The organism is Streptomyces sp. NBC_01506 (genome assembly GCF_045040295.1).
Classification (GTDB): domain Bacteria; phylum Actinomycetota; class Actinomycetes; order Streptomycetales; family Streptomycetaceae; genus Streptomyces.
In genome coordinates this window covers 3,568,377-3,589,070 of sequence record NZ_CP109422.1, presented here as the reverse complement: position 1 = coordinate 3,589,070, position 20,694 = coordinate 3,568,377, and the positions used below count along the sequence as shown (strand labels likewise).

At 66.6% G+C, this 20,694-nt stretch carries 35 protein-coding genes; 31 read left to right on the top strand and 4 right to left on the bottom strand.

Annotated features, from left to right (window positions below; genetic code table 11):
* Positions 1-13: 13 nt before the first annotated feature.
* The 4 genes from OG329_RS15610 to OG329_RS15595 form a co-directional block, all read right to left on the bottom strand.
* Complete coding sequence (locus OG329_RS15610; protein WP_405795722.1) at positions 14-1,234, bottom strand: hypothetical protein; 1,221 nt, start codon at positions 1,232-1,234, stop codon at positions 14-16.
* 68 nt (positions 1,235-1,302) lie between these two features.
* Complete coding sequence (locus OG329_RS15605; RefSeq protein WP_405795720.1) at positions 1,303-2,187, bottom strand: hypothetical protein; 885 nt, start codon at positions 2,185-2,187, stop codon at positions 1,303-1,305.
* 100 nt (positions 2,188-2,287) lie between these two features.
* Positions 2,288-2,539, bottom strand: a complete 252-nt coding sequence (locus OG329_RS15600; protein ID WP_405795719.1) for a hypothetical protein — start codon at positions 2,537-2,539, stop codon at positions 2,288-2,290.
* A 55-nt stretch (positions 2,540-2,594) separates the two neighbouring features.
* Complete coding sequence (locus OG329_RS15595; protein WP_078079541.1) at positions 2,595-2,786, bottom strand: DUF1059 domain-containing protein; 192 nt, start codon at positions 2,784-2,786, stop codon at positions 2,595-2,597.
* 484 nt (positions 2,787-3,270) lie between these two features.
* On the opposite strand from OG329_RS15595, the gene rpsJ reads away from it, so the two are divergent.
* The 31 genes from rpsJ to truA all read left to right on the top strand — a co-directional run bounded on the left by rpsJ (position 3,271) and on the right by truA (position 20,650).
* On the top strand, positions 3,271-3,579 hold the full coding sequence (gene rpsJ / locus OG329_RS15590; protein WP_003948644.1) for a 30S ribosomal protein S10: 309 nt from the start codon (positions 3,271-3,273) through the stop codon (positions 3,577-3,579).
* 14 nt (positions 3,580-3,593) lie between these two features.
* The gene (rplC, locus tag OG329_RS15585) at positions 3,594-4,238 is read left to right on the top strand and encodes a 50S ribosomal protein L3 (RefSeq protein WP_078075548.1); all 645 of its coding nucleotides are present in this window, start codon (positions 3,594-3,596) and stop codon (positions 4,236-4,238) included.
* Between the two features lie 4 nt (positions 4,239-4,242).
* Positions 4,243-4,905 (top strand): 50S ribosomal protein L4, encoded by a 663-nt coding sequence (rplD, locus tag OG329_RS15580; protein WP_405795717.1) that lies wholly within the window; start codon positions 4,243-4,245, stop codon positions 4,903-4,905.
* On the top strand, positions 4,905-5,222 hold the full coding sequence (rplW, locus tag OG329_RS15575) for a 50S ribosomal protein L23 (protein WP_078075546.1): 318 nt from the start codon (positions 4,905-4,907) through the stop codon (positions 5,220-5,222). Before rplD ends, rplW begins: the two co-directional genes overlap by 1 nt.
* 47 nt (positions 5,223-5,269) lie before the next feature.
* The gene (gene rplB, locus OG329_RS15570; protein WP_023539343.1) at positions 5,270-6,106 is read left to right on the top strand and encodes a 50S ribosomal protein L2; all 837 of its coding nucleotides are present in this window, start codon (positions 5,270-5,272) and stop codon (positions 6,104-6,106) included.
* A gap of 12 nt (positions 6,107-6,118) precedes the next feature.
* Positions 6,119-6,400 carry a 30S ribosomal protein S19 gene (rpsS, locus tag OG329_RS15565; RefSeq protein WP_023539342.1) on the top strand — a complete coding sequence of 94 codons (282 nt, stop codon included), beginning with the start codon at positions 6,119-6,121 and terminating at the stop codon, positions 6,398-6,400.
* 43 nt (positions 6,401-6,443) lie between these two features.
* Positions 6,444-6,791, top strand: coding sequence for a 50S ribosomal protein L22 (gene rplV, locus OG329_RS15560; RefSeq protein ID WP_147874529.1), 348 nt, complete (start codon positions 6,444-6,446; stop codon positions 6,789-6,791).
* Entirely contained in the window at positions 6,791-7,654 is an 864-nt protein-coding gene (rpsC, locus tag OG329_RS15555; protein WP_405795716.1) for a 30S ribosomal protein S3, read from the top strand. Before rplV ends, rpsC begins: the two co-directional genes overlap by 1 nt.
* Positions 7,655-7,659: 5 nt before the next feature.
* Positions 7,660-8,079 (top strand): 50S ribosomal protein L16, encoded by a 420-nt coding sequence (gene rplP, locus OG329_RS15550; RefSeq protein WP_023539339.1) that lies wholly within the window; start codon positions 7,660-7,662, stop codon positions 8,077-8,079.
* Positions 8,079-8,303 (top strand): 50S ribosomal protein L29, encoded by a 225-nt coding sequence (gene rpmC / locus OG329_RS15545; protein ID WP_078075545.1) that lies wholly within the window; start codon positions 8,079-8,081, stop codon positions 8,301-8,303. Before rplP ends, rpmC begins: the two co-directional genes overlap by 1 nt.
* Positions 8,303-8,593, top strand: a complete 291-nt coding sequence (gene rpsQ, locus OG329_RS15540) for a 30S ribosomal protein S17 (RefSeq protein WP_023539337.1) — start codon at positions 8,303-8,305, stop codon at positions 8,591-8,593. The genes rpmC and rpsQ overlap by 1 nt, the downstream gene beginning before the upstream one ends.
* Before the next feature lie 118 nt (positions 8,594-8,711).
* Positions 8,712-9,080, top strand: a complete 369-nt coding sequence (gene rplN, locus OG329_RS15535) for a 50S ribosomal protein L14 (protein WP_023539336.1) — start codon at positions 8,712-8,714, stop codon at positions 9,078-9,080.
* A gap of 2 nt (positions 9,081-9,082) precedes the next feature.
* Positions 9,083-9,406, top strand: coding sequence for a 50S ribosomal protein L24 (gene rplX / locus OG329_RS15530; RefSeq protein ID WP_023539335.1), 324 nt, complete (start codon positions 9,083-9,085; stop codon positions 9,404-9,406).
* Positions 9,406-9,963 carry a 50S ribosomal protein L5 gene (gene rplE, locus OG329_RS15525; RefSeq protein WP_023539334.1) on the top strand — a complete coding sequence of 186 codons (558 nt, stop codon included), beginning with the start codon at positions 9,406-9,408 and terminating at the stop codon, positions 9,961-9,963. The genes rplX and rplE overlap by 1 nt, the downstream gene beginning before the upstream one ends.
* Before the next feature lie 2 nt (positions 9,964-9,965).
* Positions 9,966-10,151, top strand: a complete 186-nt coding sequence (locus OG329_RS15520) for a type Z 30S ribosomal protein S14 (RefSeq protein ID WP_003948630.1) — start codon at positions 9,966-9,968, stop codon at positions 10,149-10,151.
* A gap of 226 nt (positions 10,152-10,377) precedes the next feature.
* On the top strand, positions 10,378-10,776 hold the full coding sequence (rpsH, locus tag OG329_RS15515) for a 30S ribosomal protein S8 (protein ID WP_023539333.1): 399 nt from the start codon (positions 10,378-10,380) through the stop codon (positions 10,774-10,776).
* Positions 10,777-10,797: 21 nt separating this feature from the next.
* The gene (rplF, locus tag OG329_RS15510; RefSeq protein WP_405795715.1) at positions 10,798-11,337 is read left to right on the top strand and encodes a 50S ribosomal protein L6; all 540 of its coding nucleotides are present in this window, start codon (positions 10,798-10,800) and stop codon (positions 11,335-11,337) included.
* 2 nt (positions 11,338-11,339) lie between these two features.
* Positions 11,340-11,723, top strand: coding sequence for a 50S ribosomal protein L18 (gene rplR / locus OG329_RS15505; protein ID WP_405795713.1), 384 nt, complete (start codon positions 11,340-11,342; stop codon positions 11,721-11,723).
* 46 nt (positions 11,724-11,769) lie between these two features.
* Positions 11,770-12,372 (top strand): 30S ribosomal protein S5, encoded by a 603-nt coding sequence (gene rpsE / locus OG329_RS15500; RefSeq protein WP_023539330.1) that lies wholly within the window; start codon positions 11,770-11,772, stop codon positions 12,370-12,372.
* Complete coding sequence (gene rpmD / locus OG329_RS15495) at positions 12,372-12,554, top strand: 50S ribosomal protein L30 (protein WP_330174132.1); 183 nt, start codon at positions 12,372-12,374, stop codon at positions 12,552-12,554. The genes rpsE and rpmD overlap by 1 nt, the downstream gene beginning before the upstream one ends.
* 1 nt (position 12,555) lies before the next feature.
* Positions 12,556-13,011 carry a 50S ribosomal protein L15 gene (gene rplO, locus OG329_RS15490; protein WP_078075537.1) on the top strand — a complete coding sequence of 152 codons (456 nt, stop codon included), beginning with the start codon at positions 12,556-12,558 and terminating at the stop codon, positions 13,009-13,011.
* Between the two features lie 266 nt (positions 13,012-13,277).
* Positions 13,278-14,597, top strand: coding sequence for a preprotein translocase subunit SecY (secY, locus tag OG329_RS15485; protein WP_405795712.1), 1,320 nt, complete (start codon positions 13,278-13,280; stop codon positions 14,595-14,597).
* Positions 14,597-15,259 (top strand): adenylate kinase, encoded by a 663-nt coding sequence (locus OG329_RS15480; RefSeq protein ID WP_405795710.1) that lies wholly within the window; start codon positions 14,597-14,599, stop codon positions 15,257-15,259. The genes secY and OG329_RS15480 overlap by 1 nt, the downstream gene beginning before the upstream one ends.
* Positions 15,260-15,433: 174 nt before the next feature.
* A complete protein-coding gene (map, locus tag OG329_RS15475) occupies positions 15,434-16,270 on the top strand; it encodes a type I methionyl aminopeptidase (protein WP_405801853.1) in 837 nt (278 codons plus the stop codon).
* A 176-nt stretch (positions 16,271-16,446) separates the two neighbouring features.
* Positions 16,447-16,668: a translation initiation factor IF-1 gene (infA, locus tag OG329_RS15470; RefSeq protein WP_003956442.1), complete on the top strand. Its 222-nt coding sequence runs from the start codon at positions 16,447-16,449 to the stop codon at positions 16,666-16,668.
* Positions 16,669-16,724: 56 nt separating this feature from the next.
* Positions 16,725-16,838 (top strand): 50S ribosomal protein L36, encoded by a 114-nt coding sequence (rpmJ, locus tag OG329_RS15465; protein WP_003956441.1) that lies wholly within the window; start codon positions 16,725-16,727, stop codon positions 16,836-16,838.
* A gap of 186 nt (positions 16,839-17,024) precedes the next feature.
* On the top strand, positions 17,025-17,405 hold the full coding sequence (rpsM, locus tag OG329_RS15460; protein ID WP_078075534.1) for a 30S ribosomal protein S13: 381 nt from the start codon (positions 17,025-17,027) through the stop codon (positions 17,403-17,405).
* 64 nt (positions 17,406-17,469) lie between these two features.
* On the top strand, positions 17,470-17,874 hold the full coding sequence (gene rpsK, locus OG329_RS15455; RefSeq protein ID WP_003956432.1) for a 30S ribosomal protein S11: 405 nt from the start codon (positions 17,470-17,472) through the stop codon (positions 17,872-17,874).
* Positions 17,875-17,991: 117 nt separating this feature from the next.
* Positions 17,992-19,014, top strand: a complete 1,023-nt coding sequence (locus OG329_RS15450; RefSeq protein WP_078075533.1) for a DNA-directed RNA polymerase subunit alpha — start codon at positions 17,992-17,994, stop codon at positions 19,012-19,014.
* Positions 19,015-19,186: 172 nt separating this feature from the next.
* On the top strand, positions 19,187-19,699 hold the full coding sequence (rplQ, locus tag OG329_RS15445; protein ID WP_405795708.1) for a 50S ribosomal protein L17: 513 nt from the start codon (positions 19,187-19,189) through the stop codon (positions 19,697-19,699).
* 81 nt (positions 19,700-19,780) lie between these two features.
* Positions 19,781-20,650, top strand: a complete 870-nt coding sequence (gene truA, locus OG329_RS15440) for a tRNA pseudouridine(38-40) synthase TruA (RefSeq protein WP_405795707.1) — start codon at positions 19,781-19,783, stop codon at positions 20,648-20,650.
* Positions 20,651-20,694: the final 44 nt, after the last annotated feature.

The following is a 20,694-nucleotide window of genomic DNA, read 5'->3' as shown; positions in this document are numbered from 1 at the left end:
GAACACCCCCGACCTAGATGTCGTAGGCGCCGGTGAGCGGCCTTCCGTGCTCGCGCGCGTACGGGGTGAGAGCCACCGCCCCGACTCCGCGCACCGTCGTGTGCGGGCCCAAGTCCGTTGGGCTCACGCCGAGTCGCTGCGCGAGGTACGTCCCGAGATACCCGGCGAGCTCCATCCACTCCTTGTCGTCCGCCCCGGCGTCCCCCACCGGGGTCAGGCCCTCTTCCACGCATGCGGCGCGCTCCTCGGGCAAGGGCTCGCCCACGGTGAACTGCGCGTCGTCATTCGTCCCGGGGGAGCGGAAGCGGCGTACGACATCCCCGCCCTGGGCGACGAGCCAGCTCGAACCACCGCCGTGCTCACCGAAGTAGTACGCCTGCGCCCGGCCGTAGCGGCGGCTCAGCTCCGTGACGAGGCGCAGCACGTCCTGCGCGCGTTCCGGGTTCCCGGGGTTGCACCAAGGGCCGAGCACCAGGGTCCAGCCGTCCACCTCCGGGGTGACGTAGACCCTGCCGTACTCGGCGCCGTCCTCGGTGTCGTGCATACCGATGCTGAGTCCCAGCGCGAACGTCGCGGGCCTCACCTCGAAGAGGCCGAGCTGCTCCACGATTCCCCGCTGGTCGCCGGTGGGGACGGCGATCCAGGACGTGGAGCAGGTGTCCAGGGGCTGGGCCTGCTCGTGAAGCACCTTGATACGGATCAGCCGCTCCACGGCGGCCCGGTCCGCCGACGACAGCGCCTCCTCGCCGCCGACCTGGGCGAGGACCGTCAGGGCCCGTGAGCGCAGGTGCGCCGGTCCATGAACGCGTACGTCGCGCATACGTCCCTCGACGCCCGGCCCCAGCATGGTCAGCACCCACTCGGCGCGCTGGGCCACGTCCGGGTCGGGATCGGCGAGCAACGGAATCAACGCGTCGATCAACAGGGCGTAATCCACCCCGGGCTTCGGCTCCCGGCCGAAAGCCATCGAGCAGGCGGACTGGATTCCGTATGCGGCGGATCCGCGTATCCGCGCGGACGGATGGGACAGCGCCTCGACATAGCGGTCGACCGCGCCGAACCGGCTGAACACACGACTGAGGCGGCGCCGCGACTCCTCGTCCGTGGCGCCGGCCAGCGCCGCCACCACCTCGTCGAAGGCGGCCGGCCCTATCCGCTCGGCCAGCACGATCTCGATCTCGTGGTGCGGTACGGGCGATGCGTCGCCCAACAACTCATCGAGCAACGGCCGCACGACGGCAGCCCCCTTCGCGGCCAAACTCTCCCGAGCCGCCTCCCGCCGCCCTGATCGACGGAGCCGGGCTACTCGTCCGAGAAGAGATCTTCGGCGGACAGCGCGGTGACGGCGCGGGCGAGCCAGCCGCGCAGGGTCTCGGTGTTGTCGCAGCCGGTAATGCGCCCTCGGACATCTTCGGAGACGTCGATGCCGCGCAGTTCCAGGATGAGGAGGATGTCTTCCGCCCGGCTTTCGGCTCGGCCCTCGGCTCGGCCTTCGTCCCGGATTTCCTCCGAGAGCGGCGACTTGTAGAAAGAAAGGTCCACGGCCACCAGTTTCCTCCAGAGTGCTGCGGCGGGCAGGTTACCCAGGCCCTGTGAGATGAGTTCGGCAATCGGGTTCTTGACGTTGTCCGGGGTCTCCCGCAGCGCGGTCGTCATCGCTTTGAGTATGGCAGCGTGGTCCCGATCCGCACCGTGCGTAATGAGTGACAGCGTGGCGAGCGCCAGGTCCTTTCGGACCTCGGCCGCGTCGGTGATCACCGGCATGTTGTGCGGGCCTACCACCAGCGGGCGCAGCGTCAGCGCCGCCCACTGCGGGAGGCCGATGTCGACGGGACGCGCGGCCCATTCAGCCGTGGCGCGGTCCTGGCAGACGACCAGCAGTACGGGCGGCAATCGGTACTTCGTGTGCAGATACGACAGGTAATAGGCCCAGCTTGCGGGCTTGGCCGGGTCCTTCTTTCCTTGAGCCTCGATCGCGAGGAGATAGGACGCGCTGTCCTCGGTCTCGACCCGTAACAGCGTGTCCACGCGCCGCTCGACGGGCCGGGCCTCGGTGAGATCCGTTGGCAGGACGGTGACCCCGGCGAGTGCGCCGAAGTCGACCCCGAGCACTTCGGAGACACCGGAGAGGAGGTCGGGATACTCCTGAAAGATGCGATGCATCGCCTCGTGGGGCGAGCTGACCATGCGGGTTCCTGTGGGGTGAGTGACTGGAGGGTTTGCCTCTGGCACATGCCAGAGCGTCTGTTTCGCTGAGCATAAACAGACAATCCGCCCTGGCCGTAGCTCAGTTGGGCAGATTCACCCGCGAGGGTGACGGATTCCCCACGACGTCCAACTCCGCCCACACCCCCAGCAGCCCCCGGCCCGATTCATCGTCCGGGGGCGGCAGTTGGGGGTTGTGGCCGGGGAGGCGGTGGCCTCGGGTGTCCGTCGCCTCGATACGGAGTGCGCCGCCGCCCTTCGCCGTTTGCGGCTCCAGCGGGAAGTCCCACGCGGACAGTCGGCCGTGCGTCGCCGCGTCAGCCGTCAATTCCACCGCGTGGGCCGGCTTCCTCGGCTGCGCCGTGCGCCGCCCAGCACTGAGCGGCACCTCACGCGTGCTGCGGCATCTCGTCCTTCAGGTTGGACCGGATCTGGGCCCGCAGTTCCGCCGTGTTCTCGTGGCCGTGGACCGAGGCCGCGTGTTCGCTCGCTGCGCGGACCACCTCGTCCTCCTCGCCCGTGATGGCGAGGGTGCAGTTCGTCTCGCTCGGCATGTCACGGCAATCGACTACTTTGCGCATGATGCACCTCCGTGACCCATTGTCCCCCCGTTTGGGTGGCTCCGGCAAAGGTCACGCACGCGCCACGCGTCAGCCCCGCGGTTCGTCCGTCACCCCGTGGGGTACGCTCTCCGGCCGCGATTGGCCAGGGCTCCGGGGCATATGGCACACTGCACAGGTTGCTCGGTTGAGTGCCGATGCTGCGCGCCTCCCGCCGGGGGGACCGGAAGCGAGTCCCACAGTACTCGTCGCCACATCTGCCTCTCAGGGCAGCGCTGGGGCGGACGTACGGGAATCTTCCGGGAAGTGTCAGCGCGGTACCGGCCAGGCACCCGGTGGGGTTTCTCCCCCGGCTCGCGGTCATCAGGCCCGCACCCCTTGGCAGGGAAATCCTTCGGGAATTTCTACGTGGAGGGAATGCGACACGCCCGACCGCGTGGGTCGGAGACAGCCTTAACCCCAACCGGGTCCAGAGCGTTTCGAGAGACAGGACTACTGAGTAGCCATGGCGGGACAGAAGATCCGCATCCGGCTCAAGGCCTACGACCACGAGGTCATCGACTCTTCGGCGAAGAAGATCGTCGAGACGGTGACTCGCACTGGTGCGTCGGTCGCGGGCCCGGTGCCGCTGCCCACTGAGAAGAACGTGTACTGCGTCATCAAGTCGCCGCACAAGTACAAGGACTCGCGCGAGCACTTCGAGATGCGCACGCACAAGCGCCTGATCGACATCCTCGACCCGACGCCCAAGACCGTTGACTCGTTGATGCGCCTGGACCTTCCGGCCGGCGTCGACATCGAGATCAAGCTCTGAGAGGCGCGGAAGAGATGGCAAAGCAGATCAAGGGTGTCCTGGGCGAGAAGCTCGGCATGACCCAGGTCTGGGACGAGAACAACCGTGTCGTCCCGGTGACCGTGGTCAAGGCCGGACCCTGCGTCGTTACCCAGGTCCGTACGAATGACTCCGACGGCTACGAGTCGGTCCAGATCGCCTTCGGCGAGATCGACCCGCGCAAGGTGAACAAGCCTCTCAAGGGCCACTTCGCCAAGGCCGACGTGACCCCCCGCCGCCACCTGGTGGAGCTCCGCACCTCCGACGCGTCCGAGTACACGCTCGGCCAGGAGGTCACCGCCGCTGTGTTCGAGTCCGGCGTCCGCGTGGACGTCACGGGCAAGAGCAAGGGCAAGGGCTTCGCCGGTGTCATGAAGCGTCACAACTTCAAGGGCCTCGGCGCCGGTCACGGAACCCAGCGCAAGCACCGCTCTCCCGGCTCCATCGGTGGCTGTGCCACCCCGGGCCGTGTGTTCAAGGGTCTGCGCATGGCGGGCCGCATGGGCAACGAGCGGGTCACCACCCAGAACCTGACCGTTCACGCCGTTGACGCGGAGAAGGGCCTGCTCCTCATCAAGGGCGCGGTCCCCGGTCCGAACGGCGGCCTCGTCCTGGTCCGCACCGCGGCGAAGGGGGCCTGAAGACATGAGCAGCACCATTGACATCGTGTCGCCCTCGGGCGACAAGACCGGAAGCGTCGAGCTTCCGGCCGAGATCTTCGACGCGAAGGTCAGCATTCCGCTGATCCACCAGGTCGTCGTCGCGCAGTTGGCCGCCGCCCGTCAGGGCACGCACAAGGTCAAGCGCCGTGGCGAGGTCCGTGGTGGCGGCAAGAAGCCTTACCGCCAGAAGGGCACCGGCCGCGCCCGTCAGGGTTCGACCCGTGCGCCCCAGTTCGCCGGCGGTGGCGTCGTACACGGCCCCACCCCGCGTGACTACTCGCAGCGGACCCCGAAGAAGATGAAGGTCGCCGCCCTGCGCGGGGCCCTGTCGGACCGGGCCCGCAACGCTCGTATCCACGTCGTCTCCGACGTGGTCGAGGGCGCGGCGTCCACCAAGGCCGCCAAGACGCTTCTCGGCAAGGTCAGTGAGCGCAAGCACGTGCTCCTGGTCGTCGAGCGCAGCGACGAGGCCGCGTGGCTGTCCGCGCGCAACCTCCCCGAGGTCCACCTGCTGGACCCGGGACAGCTCAACACGTACGACGTGCTTGTCTCCGACGACGTGGTCTTCACCAAGGCCGCCTTCGAGTCCTTCGTGTCCGGCGGGGCTGCGCGACAGACTGCCGACACCGAGGGGAGCGAAGCCTGATGGCCGAGATCACCAGCAAGACCTTCACGGACCCGCGTGACGTTCTCGTCAAGCCCGTGGTGTCCGAGAAGAGCTACGCGCTGCTCGACGAGAACAAGTACACGTTCATCGTCGCGCCCGGCTCCAACAAGACCCAGATCAAGCAGGCCGTCGAGGCGGTCTTCTCGGTCAAGGTCACCGGGGTCAACACGATCAACCGGCAGGGCAAGCGCAAGCGCACCCGCACCGGTTTCGGCAAGCGCTCGGACACCAAGCGCGCCATCGTGACCCTCGCCGAGGGCGACCGTATCGACATCTTCGGCGGCCCGACTTCCTAGCGGGAGTCGGATCGAATCGAAGTCCGGAATATTCCGAGGACTGAGAAATGGGTATCCGCAAGTACAAGCCGACGACCCCGGGCCGTCGTGGCTCCAGCGTCGCCGACTTCGTCGAGATCACGCGGTCCACGCCGGAGAAGTCGCTGGTCCGCCCCCTGCACAGCAAGGGCGGCCGTAACAACGCCGGTCGTGTGACCGTTCGCCACCAGGGCGGCGGCCACAAGCGCGCCTTCCGTCTGATCGATTTTCGTCGTCATGACAAGGACGGCGTGCCGGCCAAGGTCGCGCACATCGAGTACGACCCGAACCGCACCGCGCGCATCGCGCTCCTGCACTACGCGGACGGCGAGAAGCGCTACATTCTCGCGCCGCGTGGCCTGACGCAGGGCAGCCGTGTCGAGAACGGCCCGTCCGCCGACATCAAGCCCGGCAACAACCTGGCGCTGCGCAACATCCCGGTCGGTACGACCATCCACGCCATCGAGCTGCGTCCCGGCGGCGGCGCGAAGTTCGCCCGTTCCGCGGGCACTTCGGTGCAGTTGCTGGCGAAGGAGGGCTCCATGGCCCACCTTCGTATGCCGTCCGGAGAGATCCGGCTGGTCGACGTCCGCTGCCGCGCCACCATCGGTGAGGTCGGCAACGCCGAGCAGTCGAACATCAACTGGGGCAAGGCCGGCCGTATGCGCTGGAAGGGCGTCCGCCCGACCGTCCGCGGTGTCGCCATGAACCCCGTTGACCACCCGCACGGTGGTGGTGAGGGCAAGACTTCAGGTGGTCGCCACCCGGTCAGCCCGTGGGGTCAGAAGGAAGGTCGTACGCGTTCGCCGAAGAAGGCGAGCAACAAGTACATCGTCCGCCGCCGCAAGACGAACAAGAAGCGCTAGGAGCGGGTTTAGATGCCGCGCAGTCTCAAGAAGGGGCCCTTCGTAGACGGCCACCTCATCAAGAAGGTGGACGTCCAGAACGAAGCTGGCACCAAGAACGTCATCAAGACCTGGTCCCGTCGCTCGATGATCATCCCGGCAATGCTGGGCCACACCATCGCGGTGCACAACGGCAAGATCCATGTCCCGGTGTTCGTCACCGAGTCGATGGTCGGCCACAAGCTCGGCGAGTTCTCGCCGACTCGCACCTTCCGCGGCCACGTCAAGGACGACCGGAAGTCGAAGCGCCGCTAACGGCGGGGTGGAAACGACTATGACTTACACCGAAGGGACAACCATGGAAGCCAGGGCCCAGGCGCGGTACATCCGCGTCACGCCCATGAAGGCCCGCCGCGTGGTGGACCTCATCCGTGGCATGGATGCCACGGAGGCTCAGGCGGTCCTGCGTTTCGCCCCGCAGGCCGCGAGCGTGCCGGTCGGCAAGGTGCTGGACAGCGCCATTGCCAACGCCGCGCACAACTACGACCACCCGGACGCCACTTCGCTGGTCATCAGCGAGGCGTACGTGGACGAGGGTCCGACCCTGAAGCGGTTCCGGCCGCGTGCCCAGGGCCGTGCCTACCGGATCCGTAAGCGGACCAGCCACATCACCGTGGTCGTCAGCAGCAAGGAAGGAACCCGGTAATGGGCCAGAAGGTTAACCCGCATGGGTTCCGGCTCGGTATCACCACGGACTTCAAGTCCCGTTGGTACGCCGACAAGCTGTACAAGGACTACGTCAAGGAAGACGTCGCCATTCGTCGCATGATGACGAAGGGGATGGAGCGTGCCGGTATCTCCAAGGTGGAGATCGAGCGCACCCGTGACCGCGTCCGCGTCGACATCCACACCGCACGTCCGGGCATCGTCATCGGCCGCCGCGGCGCCGAGGCCGACCGTATCCGCGGCGAGCTGGAGAAGCTGACCGGCAAGCAGGTCCAGCTCAACATCCTCGAGGTCAAGAACCCCGAGGTGGACGCTCAGTTGGTGGCCCAGGCCGTCGCCGAGCAGTTGTCCTCGCGTGTCTCCTTCCGTCGCGCCATGCGTAAGAGCATGCAGTCGACGATGAAGGCCGGCGCCAAGGGCATCAAGATCCAGTGCGGTGGCCGCCTCGGCGGCGCCGAGATGTCGCGCTCGGAGTTCTACCGCGAGGGCCGCGTGCCCCTGCACACGCTCCGCGCCAACGTCGACTACGGCTTCTTCGAGGCCAAGACGACCTTCGGCCGTATCGGTGTGAAGGTCTGGATCTACAAGGGCGACGTCAAGAACATCGCCGAGGTGCGCGCCGAGAACGCCGCGGCGCGCGCGGGCAACCGTCCGGCCCGTGGTGGCGGCAACGACCGTCCCGCCGGCCGTGGTGGCCGCGGTGGCGAGCGTGGCGGTCGCGGTGGCCGTAAGCCGCAGCAGGCTCCCGGTGCCGCGGAGGCCCCCGAGGCCCCCAAGGCCGCCGCGACGGCTGCTCCGGCCGCGGAGGCCGCGCCCACTTCTACCGGCGGAACGGAGGTCTGACCGAAATGCTGATCCCCCGTAGGGTCAAGCACCGCAAGCAGCACCACCCCAAGCGCAGTGGAATGTCCAAGGGTGGTACGCAGGTTGCGTTCGGCGAGTACGGCATCCAGGCGCTGACCCCGGCGTACGTGACGAACCGTCAGATCGAGGCCGCTCGTATCGCGATGACCCGCCACATCAAGCGTGGCGGCAAGGTCTGGATCAACATCTACCCGGACCGTCCCCTGACGAAGAAGCCCGCCGAGACCCGCATGGGTTCCGGTAAGGGTTCTCCCGAGTGGTGGATCGCGAACGTCAAGCCCGGCCGGGTGATGTTCGAGCTGTCCTACCCGAACGAGAAGGTTGCCAAGGAGGCGCTGACCCGCGCCGCCCACAAGCTTCCGATGAAGTGCCGCATCGTTCGGCGCGAGGCAGGTGAGTCGTGATGGCGGCCGTTACCAAGGCGTCCGAGCTGCGTGAACTGGGTGGCGAGGAGCTTGTCGCCAAGCTTCGCGAGGCCAAGGAAGAGCTGTTCAACCTCCGCTTCCAGGCGGCGACCGGTCAGCTCGAGAACCACGGCCGGCTGAAGCTGGTCCGGAAGGACATCGCGCGGATCTACACCCTGATGCGTGAGCGCGAGCTGGGCATCGAGACGGTGGAGAGCGCCTGATGACTGAGAGCAACGTGACTGAGACGACCGTGAAGAGCGACCGCGGATTCCGCAAGACCCGTGAGGGTCTGGTCGTCAGCGACAAGATGGACAAGACCGTCGTCGTCGCTGTCGAGGACCGTGTGAAGCACGCGCTGTACGGCAAGGTCATCCGCCGTACGAACAAGCTCAAGGCGCACGACGAGCAGAACGCCGCCGGGATCGGCGACCGTGTCCTCCTCATGGAGACCCGGCCGCTGTCCGCGACGAAGCGGTGGCGCATCGTCGAGATCCTTGAGAAGGCCAAGTAACCCAAGGCCGAGCAATCCCTCCCAGGGCATTCTCTGGGAGTAGTTCCGCCAGGCTCGGTGGGGGCCGTACGTACGTCACGGCCCCCACCGGGAACCGGCAGACGATCAGGAGATAGACGTGATCCAGCAGGAGTCGCGACTGCGTGTCGCCGACAACACTGGTGCCAAGGAGATCCTTTGCATCCGTGTTCTCGGTGGCTCGGGTCGCCGCTACGCGGGTATCGGTGACGTCATCGTCGCCACCGTCAAGGACGCGATCCCCGGTGGCAACGTGAAGAAGGGTGACGTCATCAAGGCGGTCATCGTTCGCACCGTGAAGGAACGCCGCCGCCAGGACGGCTCGTACATCCGCTTCGACGAGAACGCCGCCGTCATTCTGAAGAACGACGGCGACCCTCGTGGCACCCGTATCTTCGGCCCGGTGGGCCGTGAGCTGCGCGAGAAGAAGTTCATGAAGATCATCTCGCTCGCGCCGGAGGTGCTGTAAGCATGAAGATCAAGAAGGGCGACCTGGTTCAGGTCATCACCGGTAAGGACAAGGGCAAGCAGGGCAAGGTCATCGTGGCCTACCCCACGCAGGACCGTGTTCTCGTCGAGGGTGTCAACCGGGTCAAGAAGCACACGAAGGCCGGCCAGACCGCACGTGGTTCGCAGACCGGCGGCATCGTGACGACCGAGGCCCCTGTCCACATCAGCAACGTTCAGTTGGTCGTGGAGAAGGACGGCAAGAAGGTCGTCACCCGCGTCGGCTACCGCTTTGACGACGAGGGCAACAAGATCCGCGTTGCCAAGCGGACCGGTGAGGACATCTGATGACGACCACAACCGCACCGCGTCTGAAGCTGCGCTACCGCGAGGAGATCGCCGGCAAGCTGCGTGAGGAGTTCTCCCTGGAGAACGTCATGCAGGTCCCCGGTCTCGTCAAGATCGTGGTCAACATGGGTGTGGGCGACGCCGCCCGCGACTCCAAGCTGATCGAGGGTGCCATCAAGGACCTCACCACGATCACCGGCCAGAAGCCGGCCGTGACCAAGGCCCGCAAGTCGATCGCGCAGTTCAAGCTGCGCGAGGGGCAGCCGATCGGCTGCCACGTCACCCTCCGCGGTGACCGCATGTGGGAGTTCCTGGACCGTACGCTGTCGCTCGCGCTGCCGCGTATCCGTGACTTCCGCGGCCTGTCGCCCAAGCAGTTCGACGGCCGTGGCAACTACACCTTCGGTCTCACGGAGCAGGTCATGTTCCACGAGATCGACCAGGACAAGATCGACCGGGTCCGGGGCATGGACATCACCGTGGTGACCACGGCGACCAACGACGACGAGGGTCGTGCCCTCCTTCGTCACCTCGGCTTCCCGTTCAAGGAGAACTGACCGTGGCGAAGAAGGCTCTGATCGCTAAGGCCGCCCGCAAGCCGAAGTTCGGCGTGCGCGGTTACACCCGCTGCCAGCGCTGCGGGCGTCCCCACTCCGTCTACCGCAAGTTCGGCCTCTGCCGTGTCTGCCTTCGTGAGATGGCACACCGCGGCGAGCTGCCGGGCGTCACCAAGAGCTCCTGGTAATTCCCTTACTTCGACATTGAGTTGAAGCACGGAATCAACCAGCGCTCTCGGTAAGCAACTGGTCGGCGGAAGCCCCGCTCCACATGCCGTAGGCTTGGGGGGTTGGGCGTCCGCCGCCCAAAACTTACTACGCCGTAGGTCCCCGCACCGCACCCGTCCCGCCATCGAGCGGGGAGAGGGATGGCGCATACAGGAAACCCCGGCGAGAGAGGCCGAAGGCCAATTCATGACCATGACTGATCCCATCGCAGACATGCTCACGCGTCTGCGTAACGCGAACTCGGCGTATCACGACACCGTCGAGATGCCGCACAGCAAGATCAAGTCGCACATCGCGGAGATCCTCCAGCAGGAGGGCTTCATCACCGGCTGGAAGGTCGAGGACGCCGAGGTCGGCAAGTCCCTCACCCTCGAGCTGAAGTTCGGCCCGAACCGCGAGCGTTCGATCGCCGGCATCAAGCGCATCTCGAAGCCGGGTCTGCGCGTGTATGCCAAGTCCACCAACCTGCCCAAGGTGCTCGGCGGCCTGGGCGTGGCGATCATCTCCACGTCCCACGGTCTTCTGACCGGCCAGCAGGCAGGCAAGAAGGGCGTAGGTGGGGAAGTCCTCGCCTACGTCTGGTAGTCGGGAACGGAGGAAAAGCTCATGTCGCGAATCGGCAAGCTCCCCATCCAGGTTCCCACCGGTGTGGACGTCACCATCGACGGCCGTACGGTCGCGGTGAAGGGCCCCAAGGGCACCCTCTCGCACACCGTCGCAGCGCCGATCGAGGTCTCCAAGGACGCCGACGGCACCCTCAAGGTGCTGCGTCCGAACGACGAGCGTCAGAACAAGGCCCTGCACGGCCTGTCCCGCACGCTGGTGGCGAACATGATCACCGGTGTGACCCAGGGATACACGAAGGCGCTCGAAATCAGCGGTGTCGGTTACCGCGTCCAGGCGAAGGGCTCCAACCTGGAGTTCGCGCTCGGATACAGCCACCCGATCGTCGTCGAGGCGCCCGAGGGCATCACCTTCAAGGTCGAGTCCCCGACGAAGCTCAGTGTCGAGGGCATCGACAAGCAGAAGGTCGGCGAGGTCGCGGCGAACATCCGCAAGCTGCGGAAGCCCGACCCGTACAAGGCCAAGGGCGTCAAGTACGCCGGCGAGGTCATCCGCCGCAAGGTCGGAAAGGCGGGTAAGTAGCCATGGCATACGGTGTAAAGATCGCCAAGGGCAAGGCCTACAAGGCCGCTGCCATCAAGCGTCGTCACATCCGCGTACGCAAGAAGGTCTCGGGCACGCAGGTCCGCCCGCGGCTCGTTGTGACGCGTTCCAACCGCCACATGGTGGCTCAGGTCATCGACGACATCGCGGGCCACACGCTCGCTTCGGCGTCGAGCCTGGACACGTCGATCCGCGGCGGCGACGCCGACAAGAGCGCCCGTGCTCAGCAGGTGGGTGCCCTGGTCGCCGAGCGTGCCAAGGCCGCCGGTATCGAGGCTGTCGTGTTCGACCGTGGTGGCAACCAGTACGCCGGGCGGATTGCCGCTCTGGCTGACGCCGCCCGTGAAGCCGGGCTGAAGTTCTAAGCCCCGGTTCCGGAGCTAGCGGACGTAACAGAGAGAGGTAAATCCAATGGCTGGACCCCAGCGCCGCGGAAGCGGTGCCGGTGGCGGCGAGCGGCGGGACCGGAAGGGCCGTGACGGTGGCGCTGCCGCCGAGAAGACCGCGTACGTCGAGCGTGTCGTCGCGATCAACCGCGTCGCCAAGGTCGTGAAGGGTGGTCGTCGCTTCAGCTTCACCGCGCTGGTCGTGGTGGGCGACGGTGACGGCACCGTGGGTGTCGGTTACGGCAAGGCCAAGGAGGTGCCGGCCGCCATCGCCAAGGGTGTTGAGGAGGCCAAGAAGCACTTCTTCAAGGTCCCCCGTATCCAGGGCACCATCCCGCACCCGATCCAGGGTGAGAAGGCGGCGGGCGTCGTCCTGCTCAAGCCCGCGTCCCCCGGTACCGGCGTTATCGCCGGTGGCCCGGTGCGTGCGGTGCTCGAGTGCGCCGGCGTCCACGACATCCTGTCGAAGTCGCTCGGTTCGTCGAACCCGATCAACATCGTGCACGCGACCGTGGCGGCCCTCCAGGGTCTCCAGCGTCCCGAGGAGATCGCGGCCCGCCGCGGTCTGCCCCTGGAAGACGTCGCTCCGGCGGCTCTGCTGCGTGCGCGTGCGGGAGCGGGTGCGTAATGGCCCGTCTCAGGATCACGCAGACGAAGTCGTACATCGGCAGCAAGCAGAACCACCGCGACACCCTTCGTTCGCTGGGCCTCAAGCGGCTCAACGACGTGGTTGTCAAGGAGGATCGTCCCGAGTTCCGCGGCATGGCCAACACCGTGCGGCACCTCGTGACGGTTGAGGAGGTCGACTGACATGGCGGAGCAGAAGCCGCTGAAGGTCCACAACCTCCGTCCCGCCCCCGGAGCCAAGACCGCCAAGACCCGTGTGGGCCGTGGCGAGGCGTCCAAGGGTAAGACGGCCGGTCGTGGCACCAAGGGTACGAAGGCCCGTTACCAGGTTCCGGCACGCTTCGAGGGCGGGCAGATGCCCCTCCACATGCGGCTGCCGAAGCTGAAGGGCTTCAAGAACCCGTTCCGTACCGAGTACCAGGTCGTGAACCTGGACAAGCTGGCCGAGCTCTACCCGCAGGGTGGCGAGGTCACGGTGGCCGATCTGGTCGACAAGGGTGCGGTCCGTAAGAACAGCCTCGTCAAGGTCCTGGGCCAGGGCGAGATCTCCGTAGCGCTGACGGTTTCGGTTGACGCCGCTTCCGGCTCCGCCAAGGAGAAGATTGCCGCCGCCGGCGGCTCCGTCACCGAGCTTGTCTGAGACGTCTCGGACAAGTTGATGGACTGAACACCCAACCGGGGATGCCTCTCATAAGGGGCATCCCCGGTTGGTCGTTCCTAGGGGGGCAGGTACGCCGGTAAGGTGGCGTGCACTGTTGCTGAATTGAACCCGGGGGTCCGCCCCCGGACCCCGAGCCACGCGGACGATCCGCAGGGGTGGTCGCGTGGCTTTTTGCCTGATATGTATCCGTCGATCCTCAAGACCGTCACCCTTGACGCGCGAGCGCGGGGGTCGCAGGAGGCACCGTGCTCACCGCGTTCGCCCGGGCGTTCAAGACGCCCGACCTGCGCAAGAAGCTGCTCTTCACGCTGTTCATCATCGTGCTGTACCGGTTCGGGGCGCATATCCCCGTACCGGGCGTCAGTTACGAGAATGTCCAGACGTGCGTCGACGCAGCGCAGAAGGGCAATAACAGCCTGTTCGGGCTGGTGAACATGTTCAGCGGCGGAGCGCTGCTACAGATCACGATCTTCGCGCTCGGCATCATGCCGTACATCACGGCAAGCATCATCCTTCAGTTGCTGACTGTGGTCATCCCCCGACTCGAAGCCCTCAAGAAGGAAGGGCAGTCCGGCCAGGCCAAGATCACTCAGTACACCCGATACCTGACAGTCGCCCTCGCGGTGCTCCAGGGCACCGGTCTGGTGGCAACCGCCCGTAGCGGCGCGCTTTTCAGCGGCTGCCCGGTCGCCTCGGAGATCGTGCCGGACCAGTCGATCTTCATCACCGTCACGATGGTCATCACGATGACCGCCGGTACGGCCGCCGTCATGTGGCTCGGTGAGATGATCACCGACAAGGGCATCGGCAACGGCATGTCCATCCTGATGTTCATCTCCATCGCCGCCGGTTTCCCGGGCGCGCTGTGGGCCATCAAGGAGAGCGGCAAGCTCGCTCAGGGCTGGATCGAGTTCGGCACGGTCATTCTGATCGGCTTCGTGATGGTGGGTCTCGTCGTCTTCGTCGAGCAGGCGCAGCGCCGGATCCCCGTGCAGTACGCGAAGCGGATGATCGGCCGCAGGTCCTACGGCGGTACGTCCACATATATCCCGCTGAAGGTCAACCAGGCGGGTGTGATCCCTGTCATCTTCGCGTCGTCGCTGCTCTACATCCCGGCGCTGATCGCGCAGTTCTCCAGTCAGCAGTCCGGCTGGAAGACATGGATCGAAGCCCACTTCATCAAGGGTGACCATCCGTACTACATCGCGACGTACTTCGTGCTCGTCGTGTTCTTCGCCTTCTTCTACGTGGCCATCACGTTCAACCCCGAAGAAGTCGCGGACAACATGAAGAAGTATGGTGGCTTCATCCCGGGCATCCGGGCAGGTCGACCTACTGCCGAGTATCTGAGTTATGTACTCAACCGGATCACTTGGCCGGGCTCGCTGTACCTGGGGTTGATCGCTCTCGTCCCAACGATGGCGTTGGCAGGCTTCGGCGGCGCGAACCAGAACTTCCCGTTCGGCGGGACAAGCATCCTGATCATCGTGGGTGTGGGTCTGGAGACCGTGAAGCAGATCGAGAGCCAGCTCCAGCAGCGTAATTACGAAGGGTTCCTCCGCTGATGCGAATCGTCCTCGTCGGACCGCCCGGTGCCGGCAAGGGAACGCAGGCTGCGTACCTCGCCCAGAACCTCTCCATCCCGCACATCTCGACCGGTGACCTCTTCCGCGCCAACATCAGCCAGGGCACCGACCTCGGCAAGCAGGCGAAGAGTTACATCGTCAAAGGGGACCTGGTCCCCGACGAGGTCACCATCGGGATGGCGCTGGATCGGATGGGGCAGCCGGACGCCGCCAACGGCTTCCTTCTGGACGGCTTTCCCCGCAACGTCTTCCAGGCCGAGGCGCTCGACAAGGCGCTCACGGCCGAGGGGTTGCACCTGGACGCCGTGCTGGACCTGGAGGTCGACGAGGACGAGGTCGTCAAGCGGATCGCCGGTCGGCGCACCTGCCGCAACGACAGCTCGCACGTGTTCCACGTCACGTACAGCCCGCCGAGCAAGCCGGGCGTGTGTGACGAGTGCGGCGGCGAGCTGTACCAGCGGGACGACGACTCCGAGGAAACGGTCCGCACCCGGCTGGAGGTCTACCACACGCAGACCGAGCCGATCATCGACCACTACCGGGAGCAGGGCCTCGTGGTCACCATCTCCGCGCTGGGCAAGGTCGCCGAGGTGACCGAGCGCGCGATGGCGGCGCTCGAGAGCGGTGGCCAGGCCGCATAGGCCGGGTCGTGACCCAGAAAGCCGCACAGCACGGCACAGCACGGCACAGTGATACGGCCGGGGCGCCCCGAGGGGCACCACGGCCGTACTGCTGTCCGGAGGACTACCGTAGAAGTCCCGGCGCGGACGCCGCCGGGACGACGTTTCATCGACCGAGTGAGGCAGGCCGCCGTCATGGTGGAGATCAAGACCCCCGAGCAGATCGCGAAGATGCGTGAGGCGGGACTGGTCGTCGCCGCGATCCACGCGGCCACCGGCGAGGCCGCGGTGCCCGGCGCCACCACGAGGGATCTGGACCAGGTCGCGCGCAAGGTCCTCGCGGACCATGGCGCGAAGCCCAACTTCCTTGGTTACGGCGGGTTCCCCGCGACGATCTGCACCTCGGTCAACGAGGTGGTGGTGCACGGGATCCCGGACGCCGAGACCGTACTGAAGGACGGCGACATCATCTCGGTCGACGCCGGCGCGATCGTGGACGGCTGGCACGGCGACGCGGCCTTCACCGCGTTCGTCGGCGACGGTCACGCACCGGAGTTGATCGAGCTTTCCCGCGTGACGGAGGAGTCGATGTGGGCGGGGATCGCCGCGATGCGCGGCGGCAACCGGCTGGTCGACGTGTCGCGGGCGATCGAGACGTACATCCGCCGCCAGCCGAAGCCGGGCGGCGGCAAGTACGGCATCGTCGAGGACTACGGCGGCCACGGCATCGGCACCGCGATGCATATGGACCCGCATCTGCTGAACTACGTCTCCCGCAAGCGCGGCAAGGGCCCGAAGCTGGTCCCCGGCTTCTGCCTGGCGATCGAGCCGATGGTCTCGCTCGGTACGCCGCACACCAAGGTCCTCGCCGACGAGTGGACGGTCATCACGACCGACGGCACCTGGTCCTCGCACTGGGAGCACTCGGTCGCGCTGACCGAGGACGGCCCGCTGGTCCTGACCGCCGTCGACGGTGGGAAGGCGAAGCTGGCGGAGCTGGGTGTGACGGCCGCGCCGGATCCGCTGGCGTAGGCCGTACGGGCGCGCCCCTACGGCCTGAGGATTGACGATCTACGAGGGTGGGCACACTCAACGGATTCGTCTTTTCGAGAGCCCTGCCGTAGACTGACGCGTCGGCTCTGGTGTACCCGTGTGTCCACATACGGCGGTCCAGAATCGATCAAGGTAGCCGATTCGAAGGGCGAAGCGTGGCCAAGAAGCAAGGTGCCATCGAAATTGAGGGCACCGTGATCGAGTCTCTCCCGAACGCCATGTTCAAGGTGGAGCTCCAGAACGGTCACAAGGTCCTCGCGCACATCAGCGGCAAGATGCGGATGCACTACATCCGAATCCTGCCGGATGACCGGGTAGTGGTGGAGCTGTCTCCCTACGACCTGACGCGTGGGCGGATCGTCTACCGATACAAGTAGATCTTGCCTCACCCCGTTTTCCGGGGTGCCGGCACTGACCCGGAGAACCTCACACCATGAAGGTCAAGCCGAGCGTCAAGAAGATCTGCGACAAGTGCAAGGTGATCCGCCGTCACGGCCGGGTCATGGTCATCTGCGACAACCTGCGCCACAAGCAGCGCCAGGGCTGACGTACGACCACCCGCACCTCGCAGTACTTCGCGCGACGCGAGCGAACACGTATATACGCAGTGTCCGACGTCATCCGCACTCGCTGATGGCGCCGACACCCCCGGCGGAGGCCGGGGACCCGGAGAGAGCGCAACGGTCCGGGAGAGTCACTGCGGAAGACCTCCGAAATCACACAGGAGCCATGAATGGCACGCCTCGCAGGCGTTGACCTCCCGCGCGAAAAGCGCGTCGAGGTCGCCCTCACCTACGTCTTCGGCATCGGGCGCACCCGGTCCAAGGAGACCCTCGCCGCCACCGGCGTGGACCCCAACGTCCGCGTTCGCGACCTTGCCGAGGAAGACCTCGTCAAGCTCCGCGAGTACGTGGACATCAACCTCAAGACCGAGGGTGACCTCCGTCGCGAGATCCAGGCCGACATCCGCCGCAAGGTCGAGATCGGCTGCTACCAGGGTCTGCGTCACCGTCGCGGCCTGCCGGTCCACGGCCAGCGCACGAGCACGAACGCCCGTACCCGCAAGGGTCCGCGTCGCGCCATCGCCGGCAAGAAGAAGCCGGGCAAGAAGTAGTCCTCAGCGGACGCTCACCAGCGGTCTTCGCTGTAGGACCGACCACCTCCCGTAGGAGTAATAGATGCCCCCCAAGGGTCGTCAGGGCGCTGCCAAGAAGGTGCGCCGCAAGGAAAAGAAGAACGTCGCTCATGGGCACGCCCACATCAAGAGCACGTTCAACAACACCATCGTCTCGATCACGGACCCCTCGGGCAACGTGATCTCCTGGGCCTCCGCCGGCCACGTCGGCTTCAAGGGCTCGCGCAAGTCCACCCCCTTCGCCGCGCAGATGGCCGCCGAGTCGGCCGCCCGCCGCGCGCAGGAGCACGGCATGCGCAAGGTCGACGTCTTCGTCAAGGGTCCCGGCTCCGGCCGTGAGACCGCGATCCGCTCGCTCCAGGCCACCGGCCTGGAGGTGGGCTCGATCCAGGACGTCACCCCCACCCCGCACAACGGCTGCCGCCCTCCGAAGCGTCGCCGCGTTTGATTTTCTGTACCCCTAGGGGGTACGGATCGCGGGCGGTACGGGGCCTTTGCCTCGTACCGCCCGTACCCTTGTCCTGTTGGCATCAAATAGTGGGTGCCAAGACTGGAGGCATTTTCCATGCTTATCGCTCAGCGTCCGTCGCTGACCGAAGAGGTCGTCGACGAGTACCGTTCGCGATTCGTCATCGAGCCGCTGGAGCCGGGTTTCGGCTACACGCTCGGTAACTCCCTGCGTCGTACGCTCCTCTCCTCGATCCCCGGTGCCGCTGTCACCAGCATCCGGGTCGACGGGGTCCTGCACGAGTTCACCACCGTGCCGGGCGTCAAGGAGGACGTCACCGACCTCATCCTGAACATCAAGCAGCTCGTCGTCTCCTCGGAGCACGACGAGCCCGTCGTGATGTACCTGCGCAAGCAGGGTCCCGGCCTGGTCACCGCCGCGGACATCGCGCCCCCGGCCGGTGTCGAGTGCCACAACCCGGACCTGGTCCTCGCCACGCTCAACGGCAAGGGCAAGCTGGAGATGGAGCTGACCGTCGAGCGGGGTCGCGGCTACGTCTCCGCCGTCCAGAACAAGCAGGTGGGCCAGGAGATCGGCCGTATTCCGGTCGACTCCATCTACTCGCCGGTGCTCAAGGTCACGTACAAGGTCGAGGCGACCCGTGTCGAGCAGCGCACCGACTTCGACAAGCTGATCGTCGACGTCGAGACCAAGCAGGCCATGCGCCCCCGTGACGCCATGGCGTCCGCCGGAAAGACGCTGGTCGAGCTGTTCGGTCTGGCGCGCGAGCTCAACATCGACGCCGAGGGCATCGACATGGGCCCGTCGCCGACGGACGCGGCGCTCGCCGCCGATCTCGCCCTGCCGATCGAGGAGCTTGAGCTCACCGTTCGGTCGTACAACTGCCTCAAGCGCGAGGGCATCCACTCCGTGGGTGAGCTGGTGGCGCGGTCCGAGGCGGACCTGCTCGACATCCGTAACTTCGGCGCGAAGTCGATCGACGAGGTCAAGGCGAAGCTGGCCGGCATGGGCCTGGCGCTCAAGGACAGCCCGCCCGGATTCGACCCCACCGCCGCGGCGGACGCGTTCGGCGCGGACGACGACGCGGATGCGGGTTTCGTGGAGACCGAGCAGTACTAGGACCCCGGGCCGGGGTTGGGGCTTTGTCCTCAATCGCCGGACGGGCTTGATTTTGCCGGGTGCCGTCGTTGATCGCGGCGCCCGGCGACACACTCTTCCCCAGGGCAGCCGCCCTGGCGGGAACTGACATCGGTACCTGATACGGCCGGTGCAGATATGAAGGAGTAACACCATGCCGAAGCCCGCCAAGGGTGCCCGTCTGGGCGGCAGTGCCGCGCACGAGCGGCTGCTTCTCGCGAACCTCGCGAAGGCGCTGTTCGAGCACGGCAAGATCACGACGACCGAGGCCAAGGCCCGCCGCCTGCGTCCGGTCGCCGAGCGTCTGGTCACCAAGGCGAAGAAGGGCGACATCCACAACCGTCGCCTCGTTCTTCAGACGATCACGGACAAGAGCATCGTGCACACGCTGTTCACCGAGATCGCTCCGCGTTACGAGAACCGCCCCGGTGGCTACACCCGTATCACCAAGATCGGCCCCCGTCGTGGCGACAACGCCCCGATGGCGGTCATCGAGCTGGTCGAGGCCCTGACCGTGGCGCAGAAGGCCACCGGTGAGGCCGAGGCCGCGACGAAGCGTGCCGTCAAGGAGGACCTCCTCAAGAAGGAGGCCGCCACGGAGGACGCTCCCGTCGAGGACGCCAAGCCGGTCGAGGCGGAGTCCAAGGACGAGCCCAAGGACGCCTGACCGTATTTCCAGGTCGCAGGACGGGCCCGCATCACCCCGTAGGGGCGGTGCGGGCCCGTTCCGTTCTGAGAGGAGCTGCGGGTGAGTGAGGACATCGAGGGGGCGGCGCCCGGGTTCGTGCGGGTGCGGCTGGATCTGAGTTACGACGGGAAGGGCTTCTCCGGGTGGGCGCGGCAGGCCACCCGGCGGACCGTCCAGGGGGACATCGAGGACGCGCTGAAGGTCGTGACGCGCTCCGCGGAGACGTACGACCTCACCGTCGCGGGGCGGACGGACGCGGGCGTGCACGCGCGCGGACAGGTCGCGCACGTCGATCTGCCCGCCGAGCTGTGGGCCGAGCACCGGGAGAAGCTGCTGCGGCGCCTCGCGGGGCGGCTGGCGCACGACGTACGGGTGTGGCGGGCCGAGGAGGCGCCGCCGGGCTTCAACGCGCGCTTCTCGGCGATCTGGCGGCGCTACGCCTACCGCGTCACCGACGATCCCGGCGGTGTCGACCCGCTGCTGCGCGGTCATGTCCTGTGGCACGACTGGGTGTTGGACGTGGACGCGATGAACGCGGCGTCGGCGGGGCTGCTCGGGGAGCACGACTTCGCCGCGTACTGCAAGCGGCGCGAGGGCGCGACGACGATCCGTACGCTCCAGCGGCTGGAGTGGGAGCGCGACGCGCACGGTGTCGTCACCGCGACCGTGCGGGCCGATGCCTTCTGCCACAACATGGTGCGCTCGCTGGTCGGCGCGCTGCTGTTCGTGGGCGACGGGCACCGGCCGGTGGAGTGGCCGGCGAAGGTGCTGGCCGCCGGGGTGCGGGACTCGGCCGTGCATGTCGTACGGCCGCACGGTCTGACCCTGGAGGAGGTCGGCTACCCGGCCGACGACCAGTTGGCCGCGCGCAACCAACTGGCCCGCAACAAGCGGACGTTGGGTGGTGGCGCGGCGGCGGGCTGCTGCTGAAAGGGTCTGTGGACCGGCCCGGCTCACTGGGTGAGCCGGGCCGG